The organism is Streptomyces boninensis (genome assembly GCF_048572725.1).
In the GTDB taxonomy this organism is placed as follows: domain Bacteria; phylum Actinomycetota; class Actinomycetes; order Streptomycetales; family Streptomycetaceae; genus Streptomyces; species Streptomyces boninensis.
Genome location: NZ_CP183837.1, coordinates 7739530 through 7759253, shown reverse-complemented (window position 1 = coordinate 7759253; position 19724 = coordinate 7739530). Strand labels below are relative to the sequence as shown.

The window sequence follows — 19724 nt, the reverse complement described above, 5'->3', positions numbered from 1 at the left end:
GGGGACAGAGGTCAGACAAAGAGCGGTATCGGATTCAGCTCCGCGCGTACACGCGGCTCCGGCAGCCGGCCGAGGGCCACCGGCACGTCATACAGCCTCCCTGGGGCTAATCGGGCCCAGAACGAGCGCAGTCCGGGGACCAGGACCTTGACCACGGGCAGGCCCACATCGGGGTGGGTCTGGTCGAGGACGAGCAAGTCGAGGCCACAGTCACGCAACCTTCCGGTGATGGTCGTGAGATCGTCGCGCAGGTCGGTGCCGATGGGGAAGGAGTAGTCGGCGACGCTGTGCGCGGGGGATCCGTCCGGCGTGAGGTACGGCTGGTTCGCCACGGTGGCGCCCTGCCACCAGCCCAGCAGCTCGGGGTCGCTCAGGGCGTAGCCGCTGCCGTCGGGGCGGGCGTCGACGGCGGCCGGAAGCAGCTGGTTGAGCTCGGTCAGTGCCCGGCGCAGGGCGATCCGCGCGTCGAGGTGCGCGCCGAAGCCGAACACGATGTCCTCGGCTTCCTTGTCGGTGCGCCGGGACAGCGCGGCGTAGACCGGGATGCCGAAGTCCGAGGTGAGGTCGAGCGCCCACACCTCGCGGTGCAGCCCGCGATGGACCGCGAGGAGCTCCTCGGTCCACAGGTCGGCCGTCGTGTGCAGGTCGACGGCGGGCAGTGGGGTGCGGTTGTACCACCACAGCGCGACCGCGTCCCGCTCCACCAGCTCCAGGAAGCCCTGGAGAACGGCGTCCTCCAGGCTGCTGCCCGCCGCGTTGCCGTTGGAGTCGGCGTGCAGGAAGCGGCGGCCCGCGACCGGGTCCTGGAGCTCGGCGGCGGTGGCGAAGTACAGCAGCCCGGTGGGCAGCAGCCGGCGCTCCTCACCGGTGAGCGACCAGACGGGCGTCCAGTCGATCTCGGCGTCCTCGTCGAAGCGCTCCGGTACGTGGTGGAAGCCGGAGTGGGTGGCGTTCCACTCGGTACGGCCCGCGAACTGCTCGTCCGCGAACAGCTGGCAGGCGTCCGGGTGGACCGCGTTCTCCTGGACGTCCCGGTAGCGGGCCCGCAGCCGGTACTCGTCGCCCTGCAAGCAGCCCGAGTACCGCTCGACCGCCTCGCACAGCGCGCTGACCTCGGCGTCCAGGGCGGTAACGCCCTTGCCGCCGTTGACCTGGCGCAGCCCGCCGAGCAGGCCGGTGAGGCCGCCGGCGCCGGAGACCGGATTCGGACCTGAGTTGAAGCTGTTGAGGAAGGCCGGGCCGCCCTCGACCCGGGTGATGCCGGCGGTGACGCCGGTGACCGGGCTGACGAGATGGCCGTACGCATCGAGCATCTGCTGCGCGGAGCGCGAGCGGTGGCCTCCGCCGCCGCCCGGTGCCTTGGGCCGGGACTGCGGGATGACCGGGGTCAGCGCGCGGGCGGCGGACAAGTCGGGGTAGCCGCATTCCGGGCACTGCGGGCGGCGCCGCACCACATGGTGGCGGGAGTCGAGGGTCAGGGTGTCGAAGGTGAGCACCCGGTCCTGGCCCGGGTGGTGCCCGGCCAGCCACTTGGAGGCCTCGATCGCGGCCAGCTGCAGGCCCGCACCCAGCGTGCAGGGGGTGCCGGCGGCGGGCGACGACATCGGCCCGGTCCGCCCGAGGGCGGCGCCGACCTGCGACTCGACGCCGCGGTGCAGCCGTACCGGATGGGCCAGGCAGGACCAGCAGGCGCCGGTGCCGGGGCGGAAGACCGGGCCGACCCAGATGGTGGCGCCGACCGGCTTGGCCAGCAGCCAGGGTCGCCCGCTCGCCCGGTGTTCGGCGTCGATGGCGGCGAGTTCGGGGGCGAGGTAGTCGTCACAGATGACCAGCGTCAGCGCGGCCCCAGGGGTGGGCTCAGCGGTGACGGCAAGCTCCGACGCGCCCAGCGCCCGTACGGCGTGCGCGGGGTCGAAGTCGCCGACCGTGCGCAGCTCGACGAGCGTCGAGGCGGTCTTGATCCGGGTCGGGCGCCCGTCGAGGCCCGCGAGCTCCCAGTACGCCTCGGCACTGTGCTCTGCGGGCTCCGAGCACGGGTGCTCGCGGTATTCGAGGAAACCGGCGTCGGTGAGCTGCGTGACCAGCGAGGTCAGCCGCTCGGCGGGCAGGGGGGCCGGGCTGTCCCGAAGCAGCGCCGGAAGGTCGCGGCTGCCGTCCAGAAGCGGGACGACCGCTTCCAGATGGGGCGCCCGGAGGGCAGTGATGCCCTGCTCGGAGATCAGGTAGGTAGCGTCGTCCGGCACCACCTCCGCACGGAGGTGGCGCCGGAACCCGATCAGCCCTTGGTTCATGACGGGAGGTTGCTCGCAAGGCAGAGGCTGAACACGGCGGGCCTGGAGCTGGGTGCGGCGAGTACCTCAATGACGAGGTCCGTGCCCTCTTCCTGCCCGGGGCCGGGAAGGAAGGTCTCCTGAAGGTGCTGGACCGCGGTGATGGAGCGGCTTTCCTGGCTGCTGACCTGGCTGATGTTGGACATCTGATCCCCCTGGATGAATGGCATTGGCTCTTGTGGTGCCTTTCGAACAGTCATCAGCATGCTCGGCGCACCACCCCCGTGCACAGTCACCCAGTCACCGGCCCCCTGTGAGGAATTCACACGTCCCCGGGGCCGCCGTCGCACCGACGCGGGGCCGCTTCCGTCCACCCCCGGTCCACCCGCCTGCCAGGCCTTCCCGTCACGATCCGGCACATCGACGTAAGGGAGGAACCGTGGTGGCAGCGGAGCTGAGGAACGATGCGGAGCGGTCGGTCGACCAGCTCCTGGACTGGTGCTGCGCGGGCGCCCCTGCCCGCTCTACGGGGCGTCCTGGGGTGCTCCGGTTCGTCGTGCAGACGGAGACCGGCGCCCACACCAGGCATGTGACGGTGTCCGACGACGGGGCCCGGGTGCGCAGGTATCCGCCGTGCCCGCCCAACTCGACCGTGCAGATCAGCAAGTCCGACCTGACCCGGCTCGCGCTGGGCGAGATGCGCGGCTCGCTGGCGTTCAGCACCGGCGCGCTGCAGGTCGAGGGGGACGTCGTGCTCGCCGTGACCTGGCTCGACCAGCTGAGGAGCGGACAGTGACCACGGTCTCCCCGCGGACCCAGGACCCGGCGGCCCCCGACCAGCTGGACGCGGGCAGCGGCCGGCTGGCCGAGCTCAACCACATCCGGCAGCAGGCGCGCACCGGCCCGGACCCGAAGGCCACCGAGCGGCAGCACGCCCGCGGCAAGCTGACCGCGCGCGAGCGCATCGAACTGCTGCTGGACGAGGGCACGTTCACCGAGATCGAGGGGCTGCGCAGGCACCGCGCCACCGGCTTCGGCCTGGAGGCGAAGAAGCCGTACTCGGACGGGGTGCTGACCGGCTGGGGCACCGTCCACGGCCGGACCGTCTTCGTGTACGCCCATGACTTCCGGATCTTCGGCGGCGCCCTCGGCGAGGCCCACGCCCAGAAGATCCACAAGGTGATGGATCTCGCCTCCTCGGCCGGCGCGCCGCTGGTCAGCCTCAACGACGGGGCCGGCGCCCGGATTCAGGAGGGGGTGACGGCGCTGGCCGGATACGGCGGCATCTTCAGCCGTAACACCCGCTCCTCCGGCGTCATCCCGCAGATCAGCGTCATGCTCGGCCCGTGCGCCGGCGGCGCGGCCTACTCCCCCGCCCTGACCGACTACGTGTTCATGGTCAGGGAGACCTCGCAGATGTTCATCACCGGACCCGACGTGGTGCGCGCGGTGACCGGCGAGGAGATCAGCCAGAACGGCCTCGGCGGCGCCGACACCCACGGGTCGATCTCGGGGGTGGCGCACTTCGTGTACGACGACGAGCAGACGTGTCTCGAAGAGGTCCGCTATCTGCTGTCGCTGCTGCCGCAGAACAACCGCGAGCTGCCGCCCGTCGAGGTGAGCGACGACCCCGACGACCGGGTCTGCGAGGGGCTGTTCGACCTGGTCCCCGAGGATCCGTCGCGGCCGTACGACATCCGGCAGGTGATCGAGGAGATCACCGACCACGGGGAGTTCTTCGAGGTGCAGTCCGCCTGGGCCGGCAGCGTGGTGTGCGCGCTGGCCCGGCTCGGCGGGCAGGTCGTGGGCCTGGTCGGCAATCAGCCGCAGGCGCAGGCGGGCGTCCTGGACATCCAGTCGTCGGAGAAGGCTGCCAGGTTCGTGCAGACCTGCGACGCCTTCAACATCCCGCTGGTGACGCTCCTCGACGTGCCGGGCTTCCTGCCCGGCGTCGACCAGGAGCACGGCGGCATCATCCGGCACGGCGCCAAACTGCTGTACGCGTACTGCAATGCCACCGTCCCGCGGATTCAGGTGATTCTGCGCAAGGCGTACGGCGGTGCCTATATCGTCATGGACTCCCGGTCGATCGGCGCCGACCTGTCGTTCGCCTGGCCGACCAACGAGATCGCGGTCATGGGCGCGGAGGGCGCGGCCAATGTGGTCTTCCGGCGGGAGATCGCCGCCGCCGACGACCCGGAGGCGGAGCGGGCACGGCTGATTTCCTCGTACAAGGACGAGCTGATGCACCCGTACTATGCGGCGGAACGCGGCCTGGTTGACGACGTGATCGACCCGCGGGACACCCGCCGGCTGCTGATCACCTCGCTCCGGATGCTGCGCGCGAAGCACGGCGAACTGCCCTCAAGGAAGCACGGGAATCCGCCCGTGTGACGGTCCCGGCCCGACTCGACAAGGAGCTCCGATGAGTCACACCCTTCCCTGGTCCGACGGTCCGGCAGCCAGGGGGACGCGCGATCAGATCGTCGTCATGGCGTCCCGGCTGCGGCTGAAGTCCATACTGCGCGTGCCGCGCTTCTTCATGCTCTCCGGCGGCGTCCTCCGCCAGGTCCGCGTCTCGCCGGGCAATGTGGGGGTGTCGCTGCGGGCCGACCCGTGGCGCAAGACCTTCTGGACGCTGTCCGCGTGGGAGAGCCGCGACGCGCTCAACGAGTACGTCGGCACGGACCCGCATCTGACGGTGATGACGAAGCTGAAGCCGGCGATGCGCGAGTCGCTGTTCACCTTCTGGAAGCACGACGGGGGCAGCCTGCCGAGCTGGGCGGAGGCGGACAAGCGGCTGAGCGAGCAGGAGGCGTTACGGGCCGCGGCCGATCCCGGGAAGGGCTGAGCGCCGCTCGGTTACGGGCCCGGCGGCGGGAGTCCGCCGCCGGGCCCGTAGGCATGCCCTCAGACGCAGGACACGCTGAGCTTCGGCTCGAAAAGATGCCGGGCGGTATCGGCGAGCCGGGAGTCGCCGGTCCCGGGCGACCGGATGCGCAGCGCGAACCTCAGCTGCAGCCGGTCCGGGTCGGGATCGTCCACGAGCAGCGACGGCAGCAGCGCGGCCGGGGTCCGCCGCCGCAGCTCGGCGCACCGGCGCAGGAAGACGAACCCGCGGCGACGCAGCGGCACGGGCAGCCAGTCGAGGACCGGGATCGGGACGTCGATCGGCTCCGGCGGATGCGGTCCTGCCTCCGGCACAAGTCGGCGTACGGACGCGGGTGCCGCCGCGAACTCCTCGGCGAGCAAGGGGACGGTGGGCTCGCCGCCGTCGAGGACGACCAGGACGCCGTGGCCCGCAGAGATGTGGGCGGCGACCTCCGCGGCCTCGGCGGCCTGGGGCCAGATCCCGGCGGGATGCCAGCGGCCGGGCCCTGGACGGGTCCACAGCATGCGGCGGTATTCGAAGACGACCAGGGTGCTGCCGTGCCGCTCGGTGGCGGTGGATGCTGCCTCTGCCATGCTCACACCGACTTCGCGACGACGGACAGCGGCAGGTGGCGCAGCATGCGGCCGGCGGGGGCCCAGGGCCAGGCCGGCACGTAGGCCCGCGCCGGTTCGCGTTCCATGGCGCGGACGAGGAGTTCGCAGCCCTTGGCGGTGTCCATGATGAACGGCGTCTTCTCCAGGTTCTCGTTCATCTCGGTGCGGATGTAGCCGGGGAAGAGGGCGGTGACCTTCAGCGGGGTGCCGAGGACGTCGGCGCGGATGCCGTCGGCGAGGGTGGCGATGCCCGCCTTGGAGGCGGCGTACGCGGTCAGGTGCCGGGGCATGCCGCGGGCCGCGCTGACCGAGGACACCACGACGAGGTGGCCGGCCTCCTGGGCGCGGAAGATCTCCATGGCGGCCTCGCACTGGGCGAGTCCGGCGAGGAAGTTGGTCTCGGCGGTGGCCCTGTTCAGGTCGTGGGCGCCGGTGCCGACGGAGGCGCCGTCGCCGAGGCCCGCGTTGACGACGACCCGGTCGAGGCTGCCGAGCTCCTTCCGCACGGAGCGGAAGGCTGCCGCGGTGGCCTCGTAGTCGCGCACGTCGAGCTGCCGCACGGTGACCCGGATCCCCGGGTAGGCGCCGGCCAGCTCCGCCCGTACCTCCTCCAGCCGGTCGGCGCGGCGGGCGCACAGGGCCAGGTTCCGTCCTCTGGCGGCCAGCTGTCTGGCCATGCCGCGGCCGAGCCCCGAACTTGCGCCGGTGATCAGGATGTTCTTGCGCATGACACCTCGTTCCTAGGGCGGTCAGCCCAGTACGGGGGCAAGGGGGGCGGTGGCGCGGCGCGGCCGGGGGGCGGCCGAGACGCGGGCGAAGCTGTGCAGGACGGCGATCCGGCGGTGCTCCGTACGGTCGAGGCCGCGGCCGCGCACGCAGGCGGTGACGGCGATCTCGTCGGCCCGGTGCCGGATGCGCGCCGCGCCGTCCTCGGTGGCGTGGCCGTACGACCATCGGACCCGCTCGCCGAGCCGCTCCATCCTGGCTCTGGCCCGGCCGCGCAGGTCGGCGATCCTGGCGCTGCGGGGGCCGTCGGGGGCCGCCGTGAGGGGGGCGCCGAAGACCATCCTGGCGGTGGCCCGGCGCGGCACGGCCTCGCCCTTGCCGAGGATCCGGTCGGAGCCGTGCAGCATGGCGGGGACGACAGGGACGCCGGTGCGGACGGCGAAGTAGAACGCGCCGTCGTTGAAGGGCGCAAGGCCGCCGCCGGTGTGGCGGGTGCCTTCCGGATACATGCACAGCACGTCGCCGTCGTCGAGGACCTCCTTCATGGCGGTGAGGGCGTGCCGGTCGGGCTTGTCGCTGTCGAGGGGGATGCAGCCGACGCTGAGCCTGAGCAGCCGCTTGACGGGGTGTTTGAAGTTGGCGGCCTTGGCCGGGAAGTAGACGTGTTCGCCGCGCGCGCCGAAGAGCGCGGCCTCCAGCAGGTAGTGGTCGAAGAAGCTCAGATGGTTGGCGATGACGATGAAAGGCCCTTCTGCAGGGATGTGGCCGATCCCCTCCAAGGCGTCCACGTAGTTGGCCGCCACCCAGTGGCGGAAGGACGTGGTGATGGTGTCGTTGACCTTGAAGGTTCCCTTGTGCGGGTCCATGTGTCAGGTGCTTCCTTCCCTCGGGCCAGTTGCAGCGCCCGGCTCATCCGGATCGCGGACTGCCTGCGGCGCTGGGTGCGCGGTTGGTCGGCGGGGGCTTCGATGACGCGGGCCAGCGCGGACATCGCGGCGGCGGGCCGGTCGGCGGCGAGGAGGGCCTCGGCGTGGCCGAGTCCGTAGCGGGTGTCGCCGCGGCCGAGGCGTTCGGCGGCCGCCAGGTGTTCGAGGGCGAGGTCGCGGCTGCCGCCGAGGAAGCCGGGGGCGGACAGGTGCCAGCGGCCGAGGAGGTAGTGGGCCATCAGGTGCTCGGGGTCGCTGCGCAGCGCCTCCTCGGTGCCGGCGCGCAGCCGCCAGGCCGCGGCGGCCTTGACGGGCAGCGGCCGGTGCTCGTTGCGCAGCGCGCTCAGCCGCAGCCGGCCCACCCGCAGGTCGGTGTTGTGCGGGTCGCCGAGCCGCCCGAGGGCGAGCAGCTGCGCGGCCTGCGCGTACCGGGTGCGCGCCGGCACCTGGTCGGTGCGGCTGAGCAGGGTCTCCAGGACCCGGTCGAGATGCGCGGCGGCGGCCCGCGCCGAGCGGGGGCCCGCCGACCATTCGGGGTTACGCGCCCGCTCGACCAGCGCGGCGAGGGCGGCCTGTCCGGCGCCGATCCGGTCCCGGGTGGAGTGCGCGAAGGCGTCGGGCAGCGCCGGGCCCACGAGGACGCGCGGGCGGCGGCCCTCGGGCCACAACACGACGGGCAGCACGGCGGCCCCGACCTGCTCGGCCGCGGCGACCGCGGCGGCCACGCCGGGCACCACGACGGCCTCGTCGTAGGCGAGGGCCTGCAGCGCCTCGGCCCCGTCGACCCGCAGCGGCGGGCTACCCCGCACCGCGAACAGGACGTTATCGAGGGCCTGTTGCCCGTCTCCCCCGGCCAGCACCACGAGCGACCCCTCGGCCGGAATGTGCTCCAGCCCCTCGACGGCGGCCGGCAGCCCTCGCCCGGTGTGCCAGTTCTGCTTCCGCATACCGACTCCTAAGTGGCCTGGGGTGTACGTGGAGTGCGGGCGAACGGCCGCCGGGGCTCGCTCCGAGGGCCCCGGCGGCCGCGGTCGTCAGGCGCGTGCGGCCTCCTCCGCGCGCGCCTTCCGCTCCGCCTCAAGCGCCTCCGGCAGCGCCATGTAGCGGCCAGTGAGGCCGGCCACCAGCAGGCCGACCAGGGTGACGATGTAGACCCAGGTGAGCGCGTTGCCCCAGCGGACGTCGTCCGCGTAGACGACGAGCGCGATCATCGACAGGACGCTGAGGGTGACGTCGGTGAGGAAGCCGGCCCGCATGCGGTGCAGGTCGTGCTCCCACAGGGCCTGCCAGGCGCCGGCGCCGAAGGCGAAGAACCAGGCGCCGAGCATCCGGGCGTCCAGCGTGTCCAGCTGCCAGGCCCAGTTGTCGCCGACGGCCTCGGGGGCGATCCACAGGGCGAAGGCGAGGCCCCACAGGACGGCGCCCATGATGGCCGTGGGGATGGCCACGTCGGGCCGCATCGGGGCCGGGCGGCGCGGGTCGGCGACCTTGGGCCCGGAGTTGTGGACCTTGTAGACGATGAAGCAGGTCACCGGGAAGACCGCCAGCGAGCCGAGGAACAGCCAGGCGAAGACGCGGGCGGCCGCCGGGCCGTCGGTGAAGTGGAAGTCGTCCGCGTACACGCCGGTGAGGAGCAGCGCGGACAGCAGCAGCGTGATCGGCGCGAAGACCGTGCCGCGGGCGCTCGTCCAGTCCTTCTCGGGCAGCGTCAGCAGGAACATCGTGCAGGCGCCCGCGTAGCCGGCGCCGAGGGCGGCGGCGGTCAGCGAGTTGCCGGTCTCCCAGGCGAAGACGTCGCCGGTGCGGGAGCTCAGGAAGTAGAGCGGGATGAAGCAGGCGACGCAGTGGATGAGAACCGGCCAGAAGAACAGGCTGCGCAGCCAGGGGTGGACGGGCCGGGCGATCCGCTCTTCGGTGCGGACCGGCTCGATGGTGGTTGCCATGGGAAGGTTCACCTCGTGACGGTGGGATTGTTGGACGGGGCGGGAGAGCTGTCGGGACGGAGCAGCCGCAGCGCGAGCTGCGCCTTGCGGGCGAGGTCGACCCAGGACGCGTAGCTGAAGCCGAGCCGGTAGCCGCCGGGCTCCGAGGCGTCGATGCGGTCGAGCGGGACGAGTTCGCCCTGGGCCAGCCGCTCCAGCTTGGCCAGGAGTTCGTCGTAATCGGCGGCCGTGAGATAGCCGGTGCCCGGGTCGTCGGGCGAGGCGGCGACGGGCTGCGGGAGCTGGGTCTGCTCCTGCGCGGGCGCCTGCTCCTGCTGCACTTGGGGCTCCTCGTCGTCGGGAATGGAGTCGTCCCGGCGGATCCGCAGCACATAGCCGTAACCGCTCTCGATCTGCGGGAGCCGGACCCGGGCCAGGTCGGCGTGGTCGGCCGACGCGCGCATCCGGGCGATCGCCTCGACGGAGCGGATCGCGCCGTCGGCGCCGTAGAAGAACGGCACGCCGGGGCGGGACGCCGGGATGTCCGCGTCCGCGCAGCCGACCCCGTCGATCACCGCGAGGACCTTGTCGTCGTCGGTGACCTTTTCCAGCGGCTTCACGACGAGGAAGGCGGCGCCCTCGGCGTGCGTGAGCCGCTCCGTGTTATGGCCGGCCTCCCGCAGCCGGCGCCCGAAGAGCTGGGTGAACTCGGGTGTCAGGTTGGCGTGTACGCCGCCGACGAGGGCGATGTCGCACTCCCCCTGGTCCAGGTTGCGCTTGGCCAGGCCGAGGGCGGTGCCGAAGGAGCACAGGTCGTCGTCGATGACGACGCCGGGGCCGCGGAGGTCGAAGATGTTCTGGATCCGGCCCGCGGTGATGTTGTCCATGTAGCCGGGCAGCGCGTTCTCCCGGGTGGGCGGGATGTAGCGGTGCACCTCCTGGGTGTACGCGTCGACCAGGCCCGCGCGGGTCTGCTCGTCCAGCGCCCGGTACGCGGGCACGTCCTCCAGGGCCCGCTCGAACTCCACCAGGCGGATCCGGAAGTTGCGGGTCAGGCCGTGTTCGAGACCGCAGGTCGCGCCGACGAACACGCCCGCGTTGACCCGGTCGGCCGGGTCCGCCCCGTACTCCTCCAGCGCCTGGCCCGCCGCCATCACCGACAGCAGCTGCGCCCGGTCGAGGTCCGCCAGGACGTTCGGCGGGATGCGGTACGTCTTCCAGGGGAAGTCGAGGTTGGTGACGACGCCGCCGCGCCAGGTGCCCTCGGGGTCGTAGATCGCGGCGGCGTCCGGGTGCCAGCGGTCCTCGGGGAAGCCGGTGATGCCGGCGTCCGGCGCCCGCTCGGGGACCAGGGACTCGGTGTCGCGGGCGAACGGGGCCACGCAGCCGATGCCGAGCACGGCGAGCGGGGCGTTGGCGCCGCTGCGGCTGCTGTCCGTGTGGCCCTGCTGCTCCAGGGCCGCGTCCGCGTGGTGCACCGGGTCGTACTGCTCCACGACGATGCTGGTGTTGACGCCGCCGAACCCGAACGCGTTGCTCAGCGCGCGCCGCGGCCGGCACTCCTCGGACGCCTGCCACGGCTCGGCCTCGACCGGCACCCGGAACGGCGAGCCGTCCAGCTTCATCCCCTTCTGCGCTGAGGTGAAGGCGTGGGTGGGCGGCACCGTCTCGTGCTTGAAGGCGAGCAGGATCTTCAGCAGGTTGGCCATGCCGGCGGCGGAGAAGGTGTGCCCGATCTGCGCCTTCACCGAGCCGAGCCGGATGGCGCCGGGCTCCGTGCCCGACCCCTCGTACACCTGCTGCAGCGAGGTGACCTCGACGAGGTCGCCGGTGGAGGTGGCGGTGGCGTGGGTCTCGATGTAGTCGAGCTCCGCGGGCTCGGCGTCGGCGAGTTCGAGGGCGCGGCGCATGGCGGCGACCTGGCCGCGGGAGGACGGGGCGTAGATCGCCTTGCCCTTGCCGTCGCAGCGAGTGGCGACGCCGCGGATGACGCCGTGGATGGTGTCCTCGTCGCGGACGGCGTCGCTGAGCCGCTTCAGCAGGACGGTGCCGGAGCCCTCGCCGTTGATCAGGCCGCTGGCGTTCTCGTCGAGGGGGGTGCTGCGGGTGGCCGACAGGCCGCCGATCTTGGCGAAGCAGACGTTCCCGGTGATGTTCATGTTGCCCTGCACACCGGTGGCCAGGACCATGTCGTGGCTGCCGTCCTGCAGGTACTTGACGGCGGTGTCGATCACGGTGAGCCCGGAGGCGCAGGCCGCGTCGCCGATCGCCGCGGGGCCCGGCAGCCCGAGCACGCGGGCGACGGCCTTGGCGACGGAGACCTGGAAGACGTGGGCGGCGGGCCCGGAGTCGGGGTCGTAGAGCCGCTCCTTGACCGCGGCGGGGAAGCCGGTCTCCAGGGCCGCCTGGGTATCGCCGTCCAGTTTGCGGAAGGCCTCGCTGCCGCGCAGGTGGTGCAGCACCTCGGTCCTGCGGAAGGTCAGCGAGGACTCCATGACGGCCTCGTCGCCGAGCATGTTGCCTACGAACAGGGCGGTGTCGGTGCGGCTGAGCCCGCTCGGCGTATAGCCGGACATGCGCAGGGTCTGCAGGACCGTGTCGAGGACCATCAGCTGCGTGTGGTTGAGCTCGCCGACGGCCGCCTGGCCGAGCTGCGTCAGCTCCTCCAGGCCCGCCGGGCCCGCGTAGTCGTCGAGGAAGCCGCCCCAGCGGCAGTACGTCTTGTCGTCGACACCCTTGTCGTCGCGGTGGTAGTCCTCCCACTGCCAGCGCTCCTCGGGCGGCAGGCCGATGCCGATGCGGCCGCCAAGGATGTTCTGCCAGAACGTGTCGGCGTTGTAGGAGTTCGGCGGGAAGACACAGCCGTAGCCCACTACGGCGATGGGGTCGAAGCCCGCGAAGTCGGTCTCAGCCACGGAGCTGCCCTTTCTGCTGGTGGCCGTCCCGGGGCCGGGCGGCCACGGAGGCGATGGCGAAGATGTGGTCGGTGACCCGGCCGTAGCGGACGGCGACCCGGTGGCCCGGATCCGTCCCCGCGGGGAGGGTGATGTCGAACTCGGCGGCGTCCGCTCCCGCCGCGCGCAGCCGGGCGGTTCCCCAGCCGTGCGCGAAGCCGGTGCCGTACGCCTTGAGCAGTGCTTCCTTGACCACCCACAGCGCGGTGCCGCGGTGGTCCGGGTCGAAGGTGCGGAACGCGCCCTGGGCCAGGGCGGCCTCGTGGTCGGTGAATACGGTGCGCCGCAGCGCGCTGTCGAAGCCGCGCAGCGGTTCCACGTCCACGCCGACCCGTCCGCCGTGGGCCAGGGCGCACACCACGTACCGGAGGGTGTGCGCTATGGAGATGTCGGTGACGTGCCGGCCGACGGCGTCGGCCTGGCCCGGGGTGTCGCAGGACAGCCGCGGCTTGCCCGCCCGGCCGCCCGGCTTGCTGCCGAGGACGGCGAGCTCGCCGGGGGCCGCGGTCACGCCGGCCCGTTCGAGGGTCAGGCACAGCAGCCGCTTGGCGGCGACCCGCCCGGCCAGCCACTCGGCCTGCCGCTTGGGCACGGCCAGCCGGTCGAGGACCGGGAGTTCGGCCGGGGCCAGATAGCGGGCCCGGTAGGCCGCCGGGTCCGCCGCGTGGTCCCCGCGCACCTGCGCGATGGGGAGCCACTCGGCGGTTACGCCGCCACCCCCGGGCAGCGGGGTCCCGCTGCCCGGCTGGGCGGCCTCAGTCCAGGAGACTCGTATCGCCGTCATCACGTCCTACTTGGGTTACGACGAGATCCCGGATCTCGCAGAGCAGCTGCCCCGCGACGTCCCGGATGTACGTGCTGATCCGCAGGTCGCCGGGCTTGCCGCCCGGATCGGCCGTGACGGTCGAGTCGGTGTGCACGGTCTCGCCCGGCAGCGGTACGCGATACCAGCTGACCGCCGCGATGGAGACCGGGACCACATGGGTGCCCAGGTGGTGGTAGGCCCAGAGCAGGGTCGACCGCCAGGCGTTGTCGATCACGATCGGCAGGGTCCGCAGCCGGGGCGTGGACGTGCTGGAGAACAGCCCGCGCCCTGAATCGGCCACGATCTCGCTCACCATCCGCCCGTCCTCGATGTCGCCCACGAACCCGGTCCGCCGCACTTGGCGGAAGCTGGGGCCGAAGGTGATCTGGTGGGCGGCCCGCTCGTAGAAGCGGTCGAGGTTCAACTCGGTCGCTTTGTCGACCAGTTCCGCCAGCCCGGGGTCGGGTGCCGGGGCCTCGGGCGGCTGCGGCGCGAAGACATACGTCCCGCGTGAATGCACCCGGCCGGCGTCCAGCACCCGGCCGTCGGCGGCGACTAGGTCGGAGCGGATCTCCACGCCGACCCGCCGGCTGCCGTCGGCGCCTGCCACCGCCGCCTCGGCCTCGAACTGGAGCTCCAGCGGGAAGTTCGGCAGATGCTTGACGAACTTCTTGAACTCGATGTGCTCCGCGCCGGTCAGCTGGAGGCCGGGCACGAGCAGCCCCGCCGTCTCCGCCTGCCCCTCGATGTGCAGCACTCCGGGGAAGGTGCCCGCGCCCTTGACCTGGTGGTCGGCGAGGTAGCGGTCGGCGCGCGGATCGAGCCGCTTGGCGGCCAGGATCCGGGTGCCGTCGTCCTCGGCCACCACCGTGTCGAGCAGGGGCAGGTTGATCCGGTCCCGGACACTGCCGTCGGGGCCGACGGGCACCGCGACGCCGGTACGGGTGGCGTCCATGGTGGCGTCCTGGCCGCCGTAGCTGTTCTTGCCGATCTCGCCGAAGATGAGCACCTCGGGGTCGTCGCCGCCCTGGAAGACCTCCCGGGCGAAGTGCTGCACGCCCTCCTCCACGCCCAGGTAGTGCAGGCCGCGCACCTCTTCCTGGACCCGTCGTACGGCCTCGGTCGCGGCCATCCCGACGTCGGCCCAGCCGGTCCAGCACTGGGTGAAGACCCGGATGCCGGGGTTGCGGCGGGCGAGCAGCGCGGAGAGCTTCGATACGAGGTCGGCGCCCGCGGTGTAGTCGACCTGGCCGTCCATGCCGAAGCGGCCTAGGAAGGAGCCGAAGAAGCCGAAGAACTTCAGGTCGTCGTTCTTCACCGCGTGCCAGAGGTGATGGGAGCCGTCCGCCTTGACCTTGACCACGTGCCTGGCGTGGTCGAGGGACTTGCGCGGGACGGTGGACACCGACTCCAGCCCGGCGGCGTGCACGACGCCGTCGATCCGGCCGTAGCGCTGCCGTATCGATTCGATCGCGGCGCTGACCTGCTCGCCTTCGCCGACGTCGCAGACCTCGTATGCGGCGAGCGGGTTGATGGCCTTGAGCTCCTCGATGTTCCGGTACAGCTCCCGGGAGTTGGCGATGCGGGTGAACTGCCGTTTCGCCTCGACCGGGGTGATGGATGGGTCCTTCTTCTTGGCCTGCGGGAACCAGGCCTTGCCGAGGGCCTCGAAGGCCTCGTCGTCCAGCGCCATCCACTCCTCGGTGCCGGCCGCGGGGCGGGTGCGGCCGAGGATGATGACGCGTACCCCCTCCAGGCGGGCGATCTCCTTGGCGCAGGCATACGTGATGCCGCGGGAGCCGCCGGAGAACACGACGACGCTGCCGGGGTCGAGCTGGAGCGGCTGCTGCCGTTCATGGGTGGTGATCTCGTGCGGCACCACCTGGACGATCTTGCGCAGGCCGCGCAGATAGCCGACCTCGACGCTGCGTTCGGCGTCGATGGTGATCTCCGCGAGGAGCGCTTCGGCCGCGGTGGCCGCATCGCCCTCGGTGAAGTCGACGACCTTGACGCGGGTGCCGGGGAGCTCCAGGTCGAGGCTCTTGACGAAGCCCGCGGTGATCCCGCCGAGCGGATCCATCGCGCCGTCGCTCTCCAGGCCGAGCACTCCGCCGGTCGCGGTGGCGGCGAAGTAGCCGCCCTCGCCCCCGGCGGTGCCGAGGTCGTCGAAGTACGCCTTGGCGGCGAGGAGGTTGACGGTGAGGTGCTGGTCGGCCGCCGCACTCCAGTCGGCCGCGGGAAGGTCGAACGAGGTGGTTTCGGCGTCCGGGTCGGGCCCGGTGCCGTACGGGTGCAGGTTGACGACGACTTGTACGCCGGTGTCGCCGCGGGCTGTCGCCAGGGCGCGGGTGAGCGAGTCCGGGTCGGTGAAATCGGCGCGGGCGGTGGGCCAGTCGTCGGGCACGGAGGCGTCCTCCGGGGCGACGACGTACGGCCGGGCGCCGTGCCGGGCGAGGCGCGGGAGCACCTCGCGGGCCAGGCCCGTATCCGTGCCGGTGATCACCACGACCGCCTTGCCGTCCAGGGCGAACGGGCGGGCGCCGGGGTGCCGCAGCGGGCTCTCGACCGCGAGCGGCACGTACCGCTTCGCGATGCGCTCGATCGTGCGCTCCAGGACAGGCGGCAGCACCGGCCGTGCGGGTGCCGCCTCGGGTATGTGACTGTCGCCCGAGGCGTCACCGTCGGAGCTGCCGCCGGAGCCGGCGCCGCTGCGCGGGCTGCGTCCGGTGGCGGCCTGGAGGCCGGCGACGAACTCCGCTATCCGGTTGAGGGTGTTGAGGGAGGCGGAGTCGATGTCCTCGACCACCGGCAGACCCATTGACTCGCGCACCTCGCCGAGGATCTCGGCCTGCTTCACCGAGTCGATGCCGAGGTCGGCCTCCAGGTCGAGGTCGCCCTCCAGGAGGTCGCCGGGATAGCCGGTCTTGGCCTCGGAGACTTCCCATACGACGCGGGCCGCTTCGGCGCGGTCGTCCTCGGTGGGCTCGGCGGGCTCGCTGGGTGCGGCGGGCTCGACGGATTCGGTGATCTCGACGGGCTCGGCGATCTCCGTGACGACGGGCTCGGCGGCCTCGGTGATCTCGGCCACCTCCACGTGCTCCGCCGCCGTGGCGTCCTTCGCCGGGGCCGCGACGGGCTCCGGCGCCGCGACGGTCTCCCGGTCGGTCGCGGCGGGCGCGCCGGCGGCACGGGAGGCGTCGATCAGCTGGTCGAGGAGATAGCCGAGCGGGGAGTCCGTCGCGGTGGCGACGGCGGGCCCCGGCAGCCCCAGGTGCGAGGAGAGCGCGGTCGCCAGCTCCTCCCGTACCCGATGGCTCAGCCCCAGCCCCGCGCCCATCATCTGGGCCGGGTCGAGGAGTCGTACGGGATAGCCGGTGCAGCGGGCGGCGACCTTCAGCAGCTCCTCGCGCAGCTGCGCGTTCGACGGGCCGGCGGCGGCCTCCGGCACGGATTCGGCCTCCTGAAGGGTGCCGACGTCCTTGGCCAGGCCGTGCACCTCGGCGAAGGCGGAGAAGCGGCGCATGCTCTCGACGCCGCCGAGCGACTGGATGTTGGTCGGCGTGACCAGCGCGTCGCTGTGGGCGGCGAGCGTCCGCTCGGTGAGCCCGGACAGGATCGACTTGGGGCCGACCTCGACGAAGCTGTTGTGGCCGTCCGTGTGCAGCCGCCCGATGAGGTCCTGGAAGCTGAACGGCGTGACCAGCTGCCGGGCCAGCAGCATCGGCAGGTCCCTGACGTCCTGCGCGGTGTAGTAGTCGCAGATGACCGTGGACAGCACGGGCACCTTCGGGATCCGCCAGTCGAGCGCGGCGAGGGTGCGCTCCAGGTGCGGTACGGCCTCGGCCAGCAGGTCGGAGTGGAAGCCGTGCGAGACCCGCAGCCTGGTGGCCTTGATGCCGCGCTCGCGGCACAGGTCCGCGGCCTTGTCGAGGGCGTCGGAGTCGCCCGATATCACCGTCTGGTCGGGCGAGTTGACGAGGCTCCGTACGAGATAGCCGTTCTGTCCGCCGCTCAGCAGGAGCAGCAGCCGGGACAGCTGCTCGCGGCTGCCGTCGCTGTCGGTCTGCAGGCTCAGCATGCCGCCGCGCCGGTGCTCGGGGATGACCTTGACGGCCTCGCCCCGCCCGTACACGGCCCGCACGCCGTCCTCGAGGCTGAGCGCGTCGGCGGCGACCAGCGCGCTGATCTCGCCCAGGCTGTGCCCGATGTACGTCTCGGCGGTGATGCCCTGGCTGCGCAGCAGCCGGTGCACGACCATGCTGCCGGCGAAGATCGCGGGCTGCATGACGACCGGGTCCTGCAGCTCCTTGGCCGGGTCGTGGCCGCCGGAGCTGAACATGCGGCTGGTGAGGGTGTGGCCCGTCAGCTCGCGGTAGGTGGCGTCGATCTGCTCGTACGTCTCGGCGGCGACCGGGTTACGGGCCGCGAGGTCGGCGAACATGTCCGGGTACTGCGCCCCGTGCCCGGGGAACAGGAAGGCGGTGCGCAGGTCGGTCCCCTGGGTGCCCAGATAGACGCCCTGGGCCTGCAGCGCCCGCCGGCTGGCGGCGGACACCTGCTCGGCGGCGTGGACTCGGGTCGGTGTGAATGTCACTGTCGTGTGTCCTCTCAGGCCAGTACGTTGTGCCGCCGGGCGGCGTCACCCAGGAGCTGGACGGCTCGGTCGACGTCCTCGGTCGTCATCGCGGCGGTCACCGTTGCCCGGAACCGGGCGCGCCCCTTGGGCACGGCGGGGAAGATCGCGCCGGAGATGTAGAGGCCGTCGGCCATCAGCTCCTGGGACATGCGCAGCGCGGTCTCGTCGTCGCCGATGAGGATCGGGATGACCGGGGTGACACTGCCCATCACCTCGAAGCCGAGGCGGATGAGCCCGGAGCGGAAGCGCATGGTGTTCTCCCAGAGCTTTTCGGTGCGCCACGGCTCGCGGCGCATCAGCTCCAGGGCCTTGAGCACGCCGGCCACGGTGGGCGCGGGCAGGCTCGCGTTGAACATGTAGGCGTGCGCCGAGTGGCGCAGGAACTCGACGATGTCGTGGTTCGCGGTGATGAAGCCGCCGACGCCGCCGAGGGTCTTGCTGAAGGTCCCCATGCTGATGTCGGGGATGATGCCGAAGTGCTCGCCGGTGCCCCGGCCGGTCTCGCCGAGGAAGCCGGTGCCGTGCGCCTCGTCGACCATGAGCATCGCGCCGTACTGCTCGGTGAGGCGGTGGATGTCGTCGAGCGGCGCGATCTCGCCGTCCATGGAGTAGACGCCGTCGACCACGACGAACTTCTTCTTGGCGTCGGCGTTGCGTTGGAGGACGTACTCCAGCTTCTCCATGGAGTTGTGCGCGAAGATCTTCACCTGGCCCTCGGCCAGCCGGCAGCCGTCGAGGATGCTCATGTGGTTGATCTGGTCGGTGATGACGATGGTGTCGCTGTCGCACAGGGCCGAGATGGTGCCGAGGTTGGCCATGTAGCCGGAGCTGTACGTGATGGCGGCCTCGGTGCCCATCCAGGCGGCGAGCTTCTCCTCCAGCTCCAGGTGCAGCACGGTGGTGCCGTTGTTGAGCCGGGCGCCGCAGGCGCCTGAGCCGTAGGTGTCCAGGGCCTCCTTGACCGCCTTGTTGATCTCCGGGTGTCCGGCGAGACCGAGGTAGTTGCCGCTGGTCAGCATGATGACCTCGCGGTGGTCGATCTCCGACCGGCCGCCGGGAGCGGCTGTGAAGGGCATCTCGAACGTATAGAGGCCGCTGCCTTTGAGGTCCCGAATCCGGTCGTTGACGGACGCAAGGGTCCGGGCGTACTCATCCGTGATCATTCGTGAATTCCCCTCTCGGAGCGTCGCGCCCGCCTCGGGCGAGCCGGACGGGCGGAGCGACCGTCATCCGACAGAGCGCGCAAAAGGGCGCACGGATACGGGCTCCGCACGCCGTTTCGCTCCCGCCCGCCGAGCCGCTACTCCCGCGTAAAGCCCGGGGCGACCAGCGGTCCAGTGGCGTGCCACCCGGCTGTGGGACAAGGGATTCACCAAGTCCCACCAGGCCCCCGTGGGGAGACGGAAGGAGAGTTGACGTGGCCGGTACGACCCCGGTCCTGGTCCCGGCGAACGGGCCCGCCGCCGAGCTGGTGGCGTCCTGCCTCGCCGGAGATCAGACGGCGTGGGCCAGCCTCATCCAGAGGTACCGCCCGGTCGTCTGGACCGTCGCCCGCTCGCACGGGCTGCGCCCCGCCGACTGCGAGGACGTCTGCCAGGCCACCTGGCTGCGCGTCCTCGAGCACATCGGCGCGATCGCGGACCCGGCCAGGCTGGGCGCCTGGATCGTCACCACGGCCCGCCGCGAGGCGCTCCGGGTGTCGGGCACCGGCGGCAAGTACCACCTCGTCGACGACCTCTCCGCCTTCACCCACGAGACCGGCCATCAGGCCACCCCGGAAGAGACCGTGCTCAGCAGAGCGGAGGGCGATCTCGCCCGGAAGGCATTCCGGCAGCTGCCGGACCGGCATCAGGCGCTCCTGGGGATGCTGCTCCGCGATCCACCCATGAGCTACGACGCCATCAGCGCGGCGCTCGCGATTCCGCGCGGCTCCATCGGCCCCACCCGTAACCGCATTCTCCGGCAAGCCAGGGATTTCCTGCGCGACATGTGAGAGGAC

At 71.9% G+C, this 19724-nt stretch carries 15 protein-coding genes; 4 read left to right on the top strand and 11 right to left on the bottom strand.

The genetic code is table 11. The annotated features are described in order from the left end of the window. Positions 1 to 11 precede the first annotated feature (11 nt). Together ACNNMR_RS35310 and ACNNMR_RS35305 are read right to left on the bottom strand one after the other, a co-directional pair. Complete coding sequence (locus tag ACNNMR_RS35310; RefSeq protein ID WP_419998777.1) at positions 12 to 2291, bottom strand: TOMM precursor leader peptide-binding protein; 2280 nt, start codon at positions 2289 to 2291, stop codon at positions 12 to 14. Continuing rightward, a complete protein-coding gene (locus ACNNMR_RS35305; RefSeq protein WP_419998776.1) occupies positions 2288 to 2476 on the bottom strand; it encodes a hypothetical protein in 189 nt (62 codons plus the stop codon). Before ACNNMR_RS35305 ends, ACNNMR_RS35310 begins: the two co-directional genes overlap by 4 nt. Before the next feature lie 236 nt (positions 2477 to 2712). Here ACNNMR_RS35305 and ACNNMR_RS35300 point away from each other — a divergent pair, with 236 nt between their 5' ends. From ACNNMR_RS35300 to ACNNMR_RS35290, 3 genes are read left to right on the top strand one after another with little or no spacing between them, the layout of a single operon-like run. Beyond that, positions 2713 to 3066: an SCP2 sterol-binding domain-containing protein gene (locus ACNNMR_RS35300; protein WP_419998775.1), complete on the top strand. Its 354-nt coding sequence runs from the start codon at positions 2713 to 2715 to the stop codon at positions 3064 to 3066. Between the two features lie 44 nt (positions 3067 to 3110). Further along, positions 3111 to 4664 (top strand): acyl-CoA carboxylase subunit beta, encoded by a 1554-nt coding sequence (locus ACNNMR_RS35295; RefSeq protein WP_420000586.1) that lies wholly within the window; start codon positions 3111 to 3113, stop codon positions 4662 to 4664. 31 nt (positions 4665 to 4695) lie between these two features. After that, complete coding sequence (locus ACNNMR_RS35290) at positions 4696 to 5121, top strand: DUF3291 domain-containing protein (RefSeq protein WP_419998774.1); 426 nt, start codon at positions 4696 to 4698, stop codon at positions 5119 to 5121. 59 nt (positions 5122 to 5180) lie between these two features. On the opposite strand, the gene ACNNMR_RS35285 is transcribed toward ACNNMR_RS35290, so the two are convergent. The 9 genes from ACNNMR_RS35285 to ACNNMR_RS35245 all read right to left on the bottom strand — a co-directional run bounded on the left by ACNNMR_RS35285 (position 5181) and on the right by ACNNMR_RS35245 (position 18888). Beyond that, on the bottom strand, positions 5181 to 5735 hold the full coding sequence (locus tag ACNNMR_RS35285; protein ID WP_419998773.1) for a hypothetical protein: 555 nt from the start codon (positions 5733 to 5735) through the stop codon (positions 5181 to 5183). 2 nt (positions 5736 to 5737) lie between these two features. Continuing rightward, the gene (locus ACNNMR_RS35280) at positions 5738 to 6484 is read right to left on the bottom strand and encodes an SDR family oxidoreductase (protein ID WP_419998772.1); all 747 of its coding nucleotides are present in this window, start codon (positions 6482 to 6484) and stop codon (positions 5738 to 5740) included. 21 nt (positions 6485 to 6505) lie between these two features. After that, positions 6506 to 7270 carry a lysophospholipid acyltransferase family protein gene (locus tag ACNNMR_RS35275; RefSeq protein ID WP_419998771.1) on the bottom strand — a complete coding sequence of 255 codons (765 nt, stop codon included), beginning with the start codon at positions 7268 to 7270 and terminating at the stop codon, positions 6506 to 6508. Next, a complete protein-coding gene (locus tag ACNNMR_RS35270; protein ID WP_419998770.1) occupies positions 7201 to 8355 on the bottom strand; it encodes a tetratricopeptide repeat protein in 1155 nt (384 codons plus the stop codon). The genes ACNNMR_RS35275 and ACNNMR_RS35270 overlap by 70 nt, the downstream gene beginning before the upstream one ends. Before the next feature lie 87 nt (positions 8356 to 8442). After that, the gene (locus ACNNMR_RS35265; RefSeq protein ID WP_419998769.1) at positions 8443 to 9351 is read right to left on the bottom strand and encodes a hypothetical protein; all 909 of its coding nucleotides are present in this window, start codon (positions 9349 to 9351) and stop codon (positions 8443 to 8445) included. 8 nt (positions 9352 to 9359) lie between these two features. Beyond that, positions 9360 to 12245, bottom strand: a complete 2886-nt coding sequence (locus tag ACNNMR_RS35260; protein ID WP_419998768.1) for a beta-ketoacyl synthase N-terminal-like domain-containing protein — start codon at positions 12243 to 12245, stop codon at positions 9360 to 9362. Continuing rightward, complete coding sequence (locus ACNNMR_RS35255) at positions 12238 to 13068, bottom strand: 4'-phosphopantetheinyl transferase family protein (protein WP_419998767.1); 831 nt, start codon at positions 13066 to 13068, stop codon at positions 12238 to 12240. Before ACNNMR_RS35255 ends, ACNNMR_RS35260 begins: the two co-directional genes overlap by 8 nt. After that, positions 13040 to 17683: an SDR family NAD(P)-dependent oxidoreductase gene (locus tag ACNNMR_RS35250; protein WP_419998766.1), complete on the bottom strand. Its 4644-nt coding sequence runs from the start codon at positions 17681 to 17683 to the stop codon at positions 13040 to 13042. Before ACNNMR_RS35250 ends, ACNNMR_RS35255 begins: the two co-directional genes overlap by 29 nt. Before the next feature lie 14 nt (positions 17684 to 17697). Continuing rightward, positions 17698 to 18888 carry an aminotransferase class I/II-fold pyridoxal phosphate-dependent enzyme gene (locus ACNNMR_RS35245; RefSeq protein ID WP_419998765.1) on the bottom strand — a complete coding sequence of 397 codons (1191 nt, stop codon included), beginning with the start codon at positions 18886 to 18888 and terminating at the stop codon, positions 17698 to 17700. A gap of 254 nt (positions 18889 to 19142) precedes the next feature. Between ACNNMR_RS35245 and ACNNMR_RS35240 the strand changes: the two genes are divergently transcribed. Beyond that, positions 19143 to 19718, top strand: a complete 576-nt coding sequence (locus tag ACNNMR_RS35240) for an RNA polymerase sigma factor (RefSeq protein WP_419998764.1) — start codon at positions 19143 to 19145, stop codon at positions 19716 to 19718. Positions 19719 to 19724 lie beyond the last annotated feature (6 nt).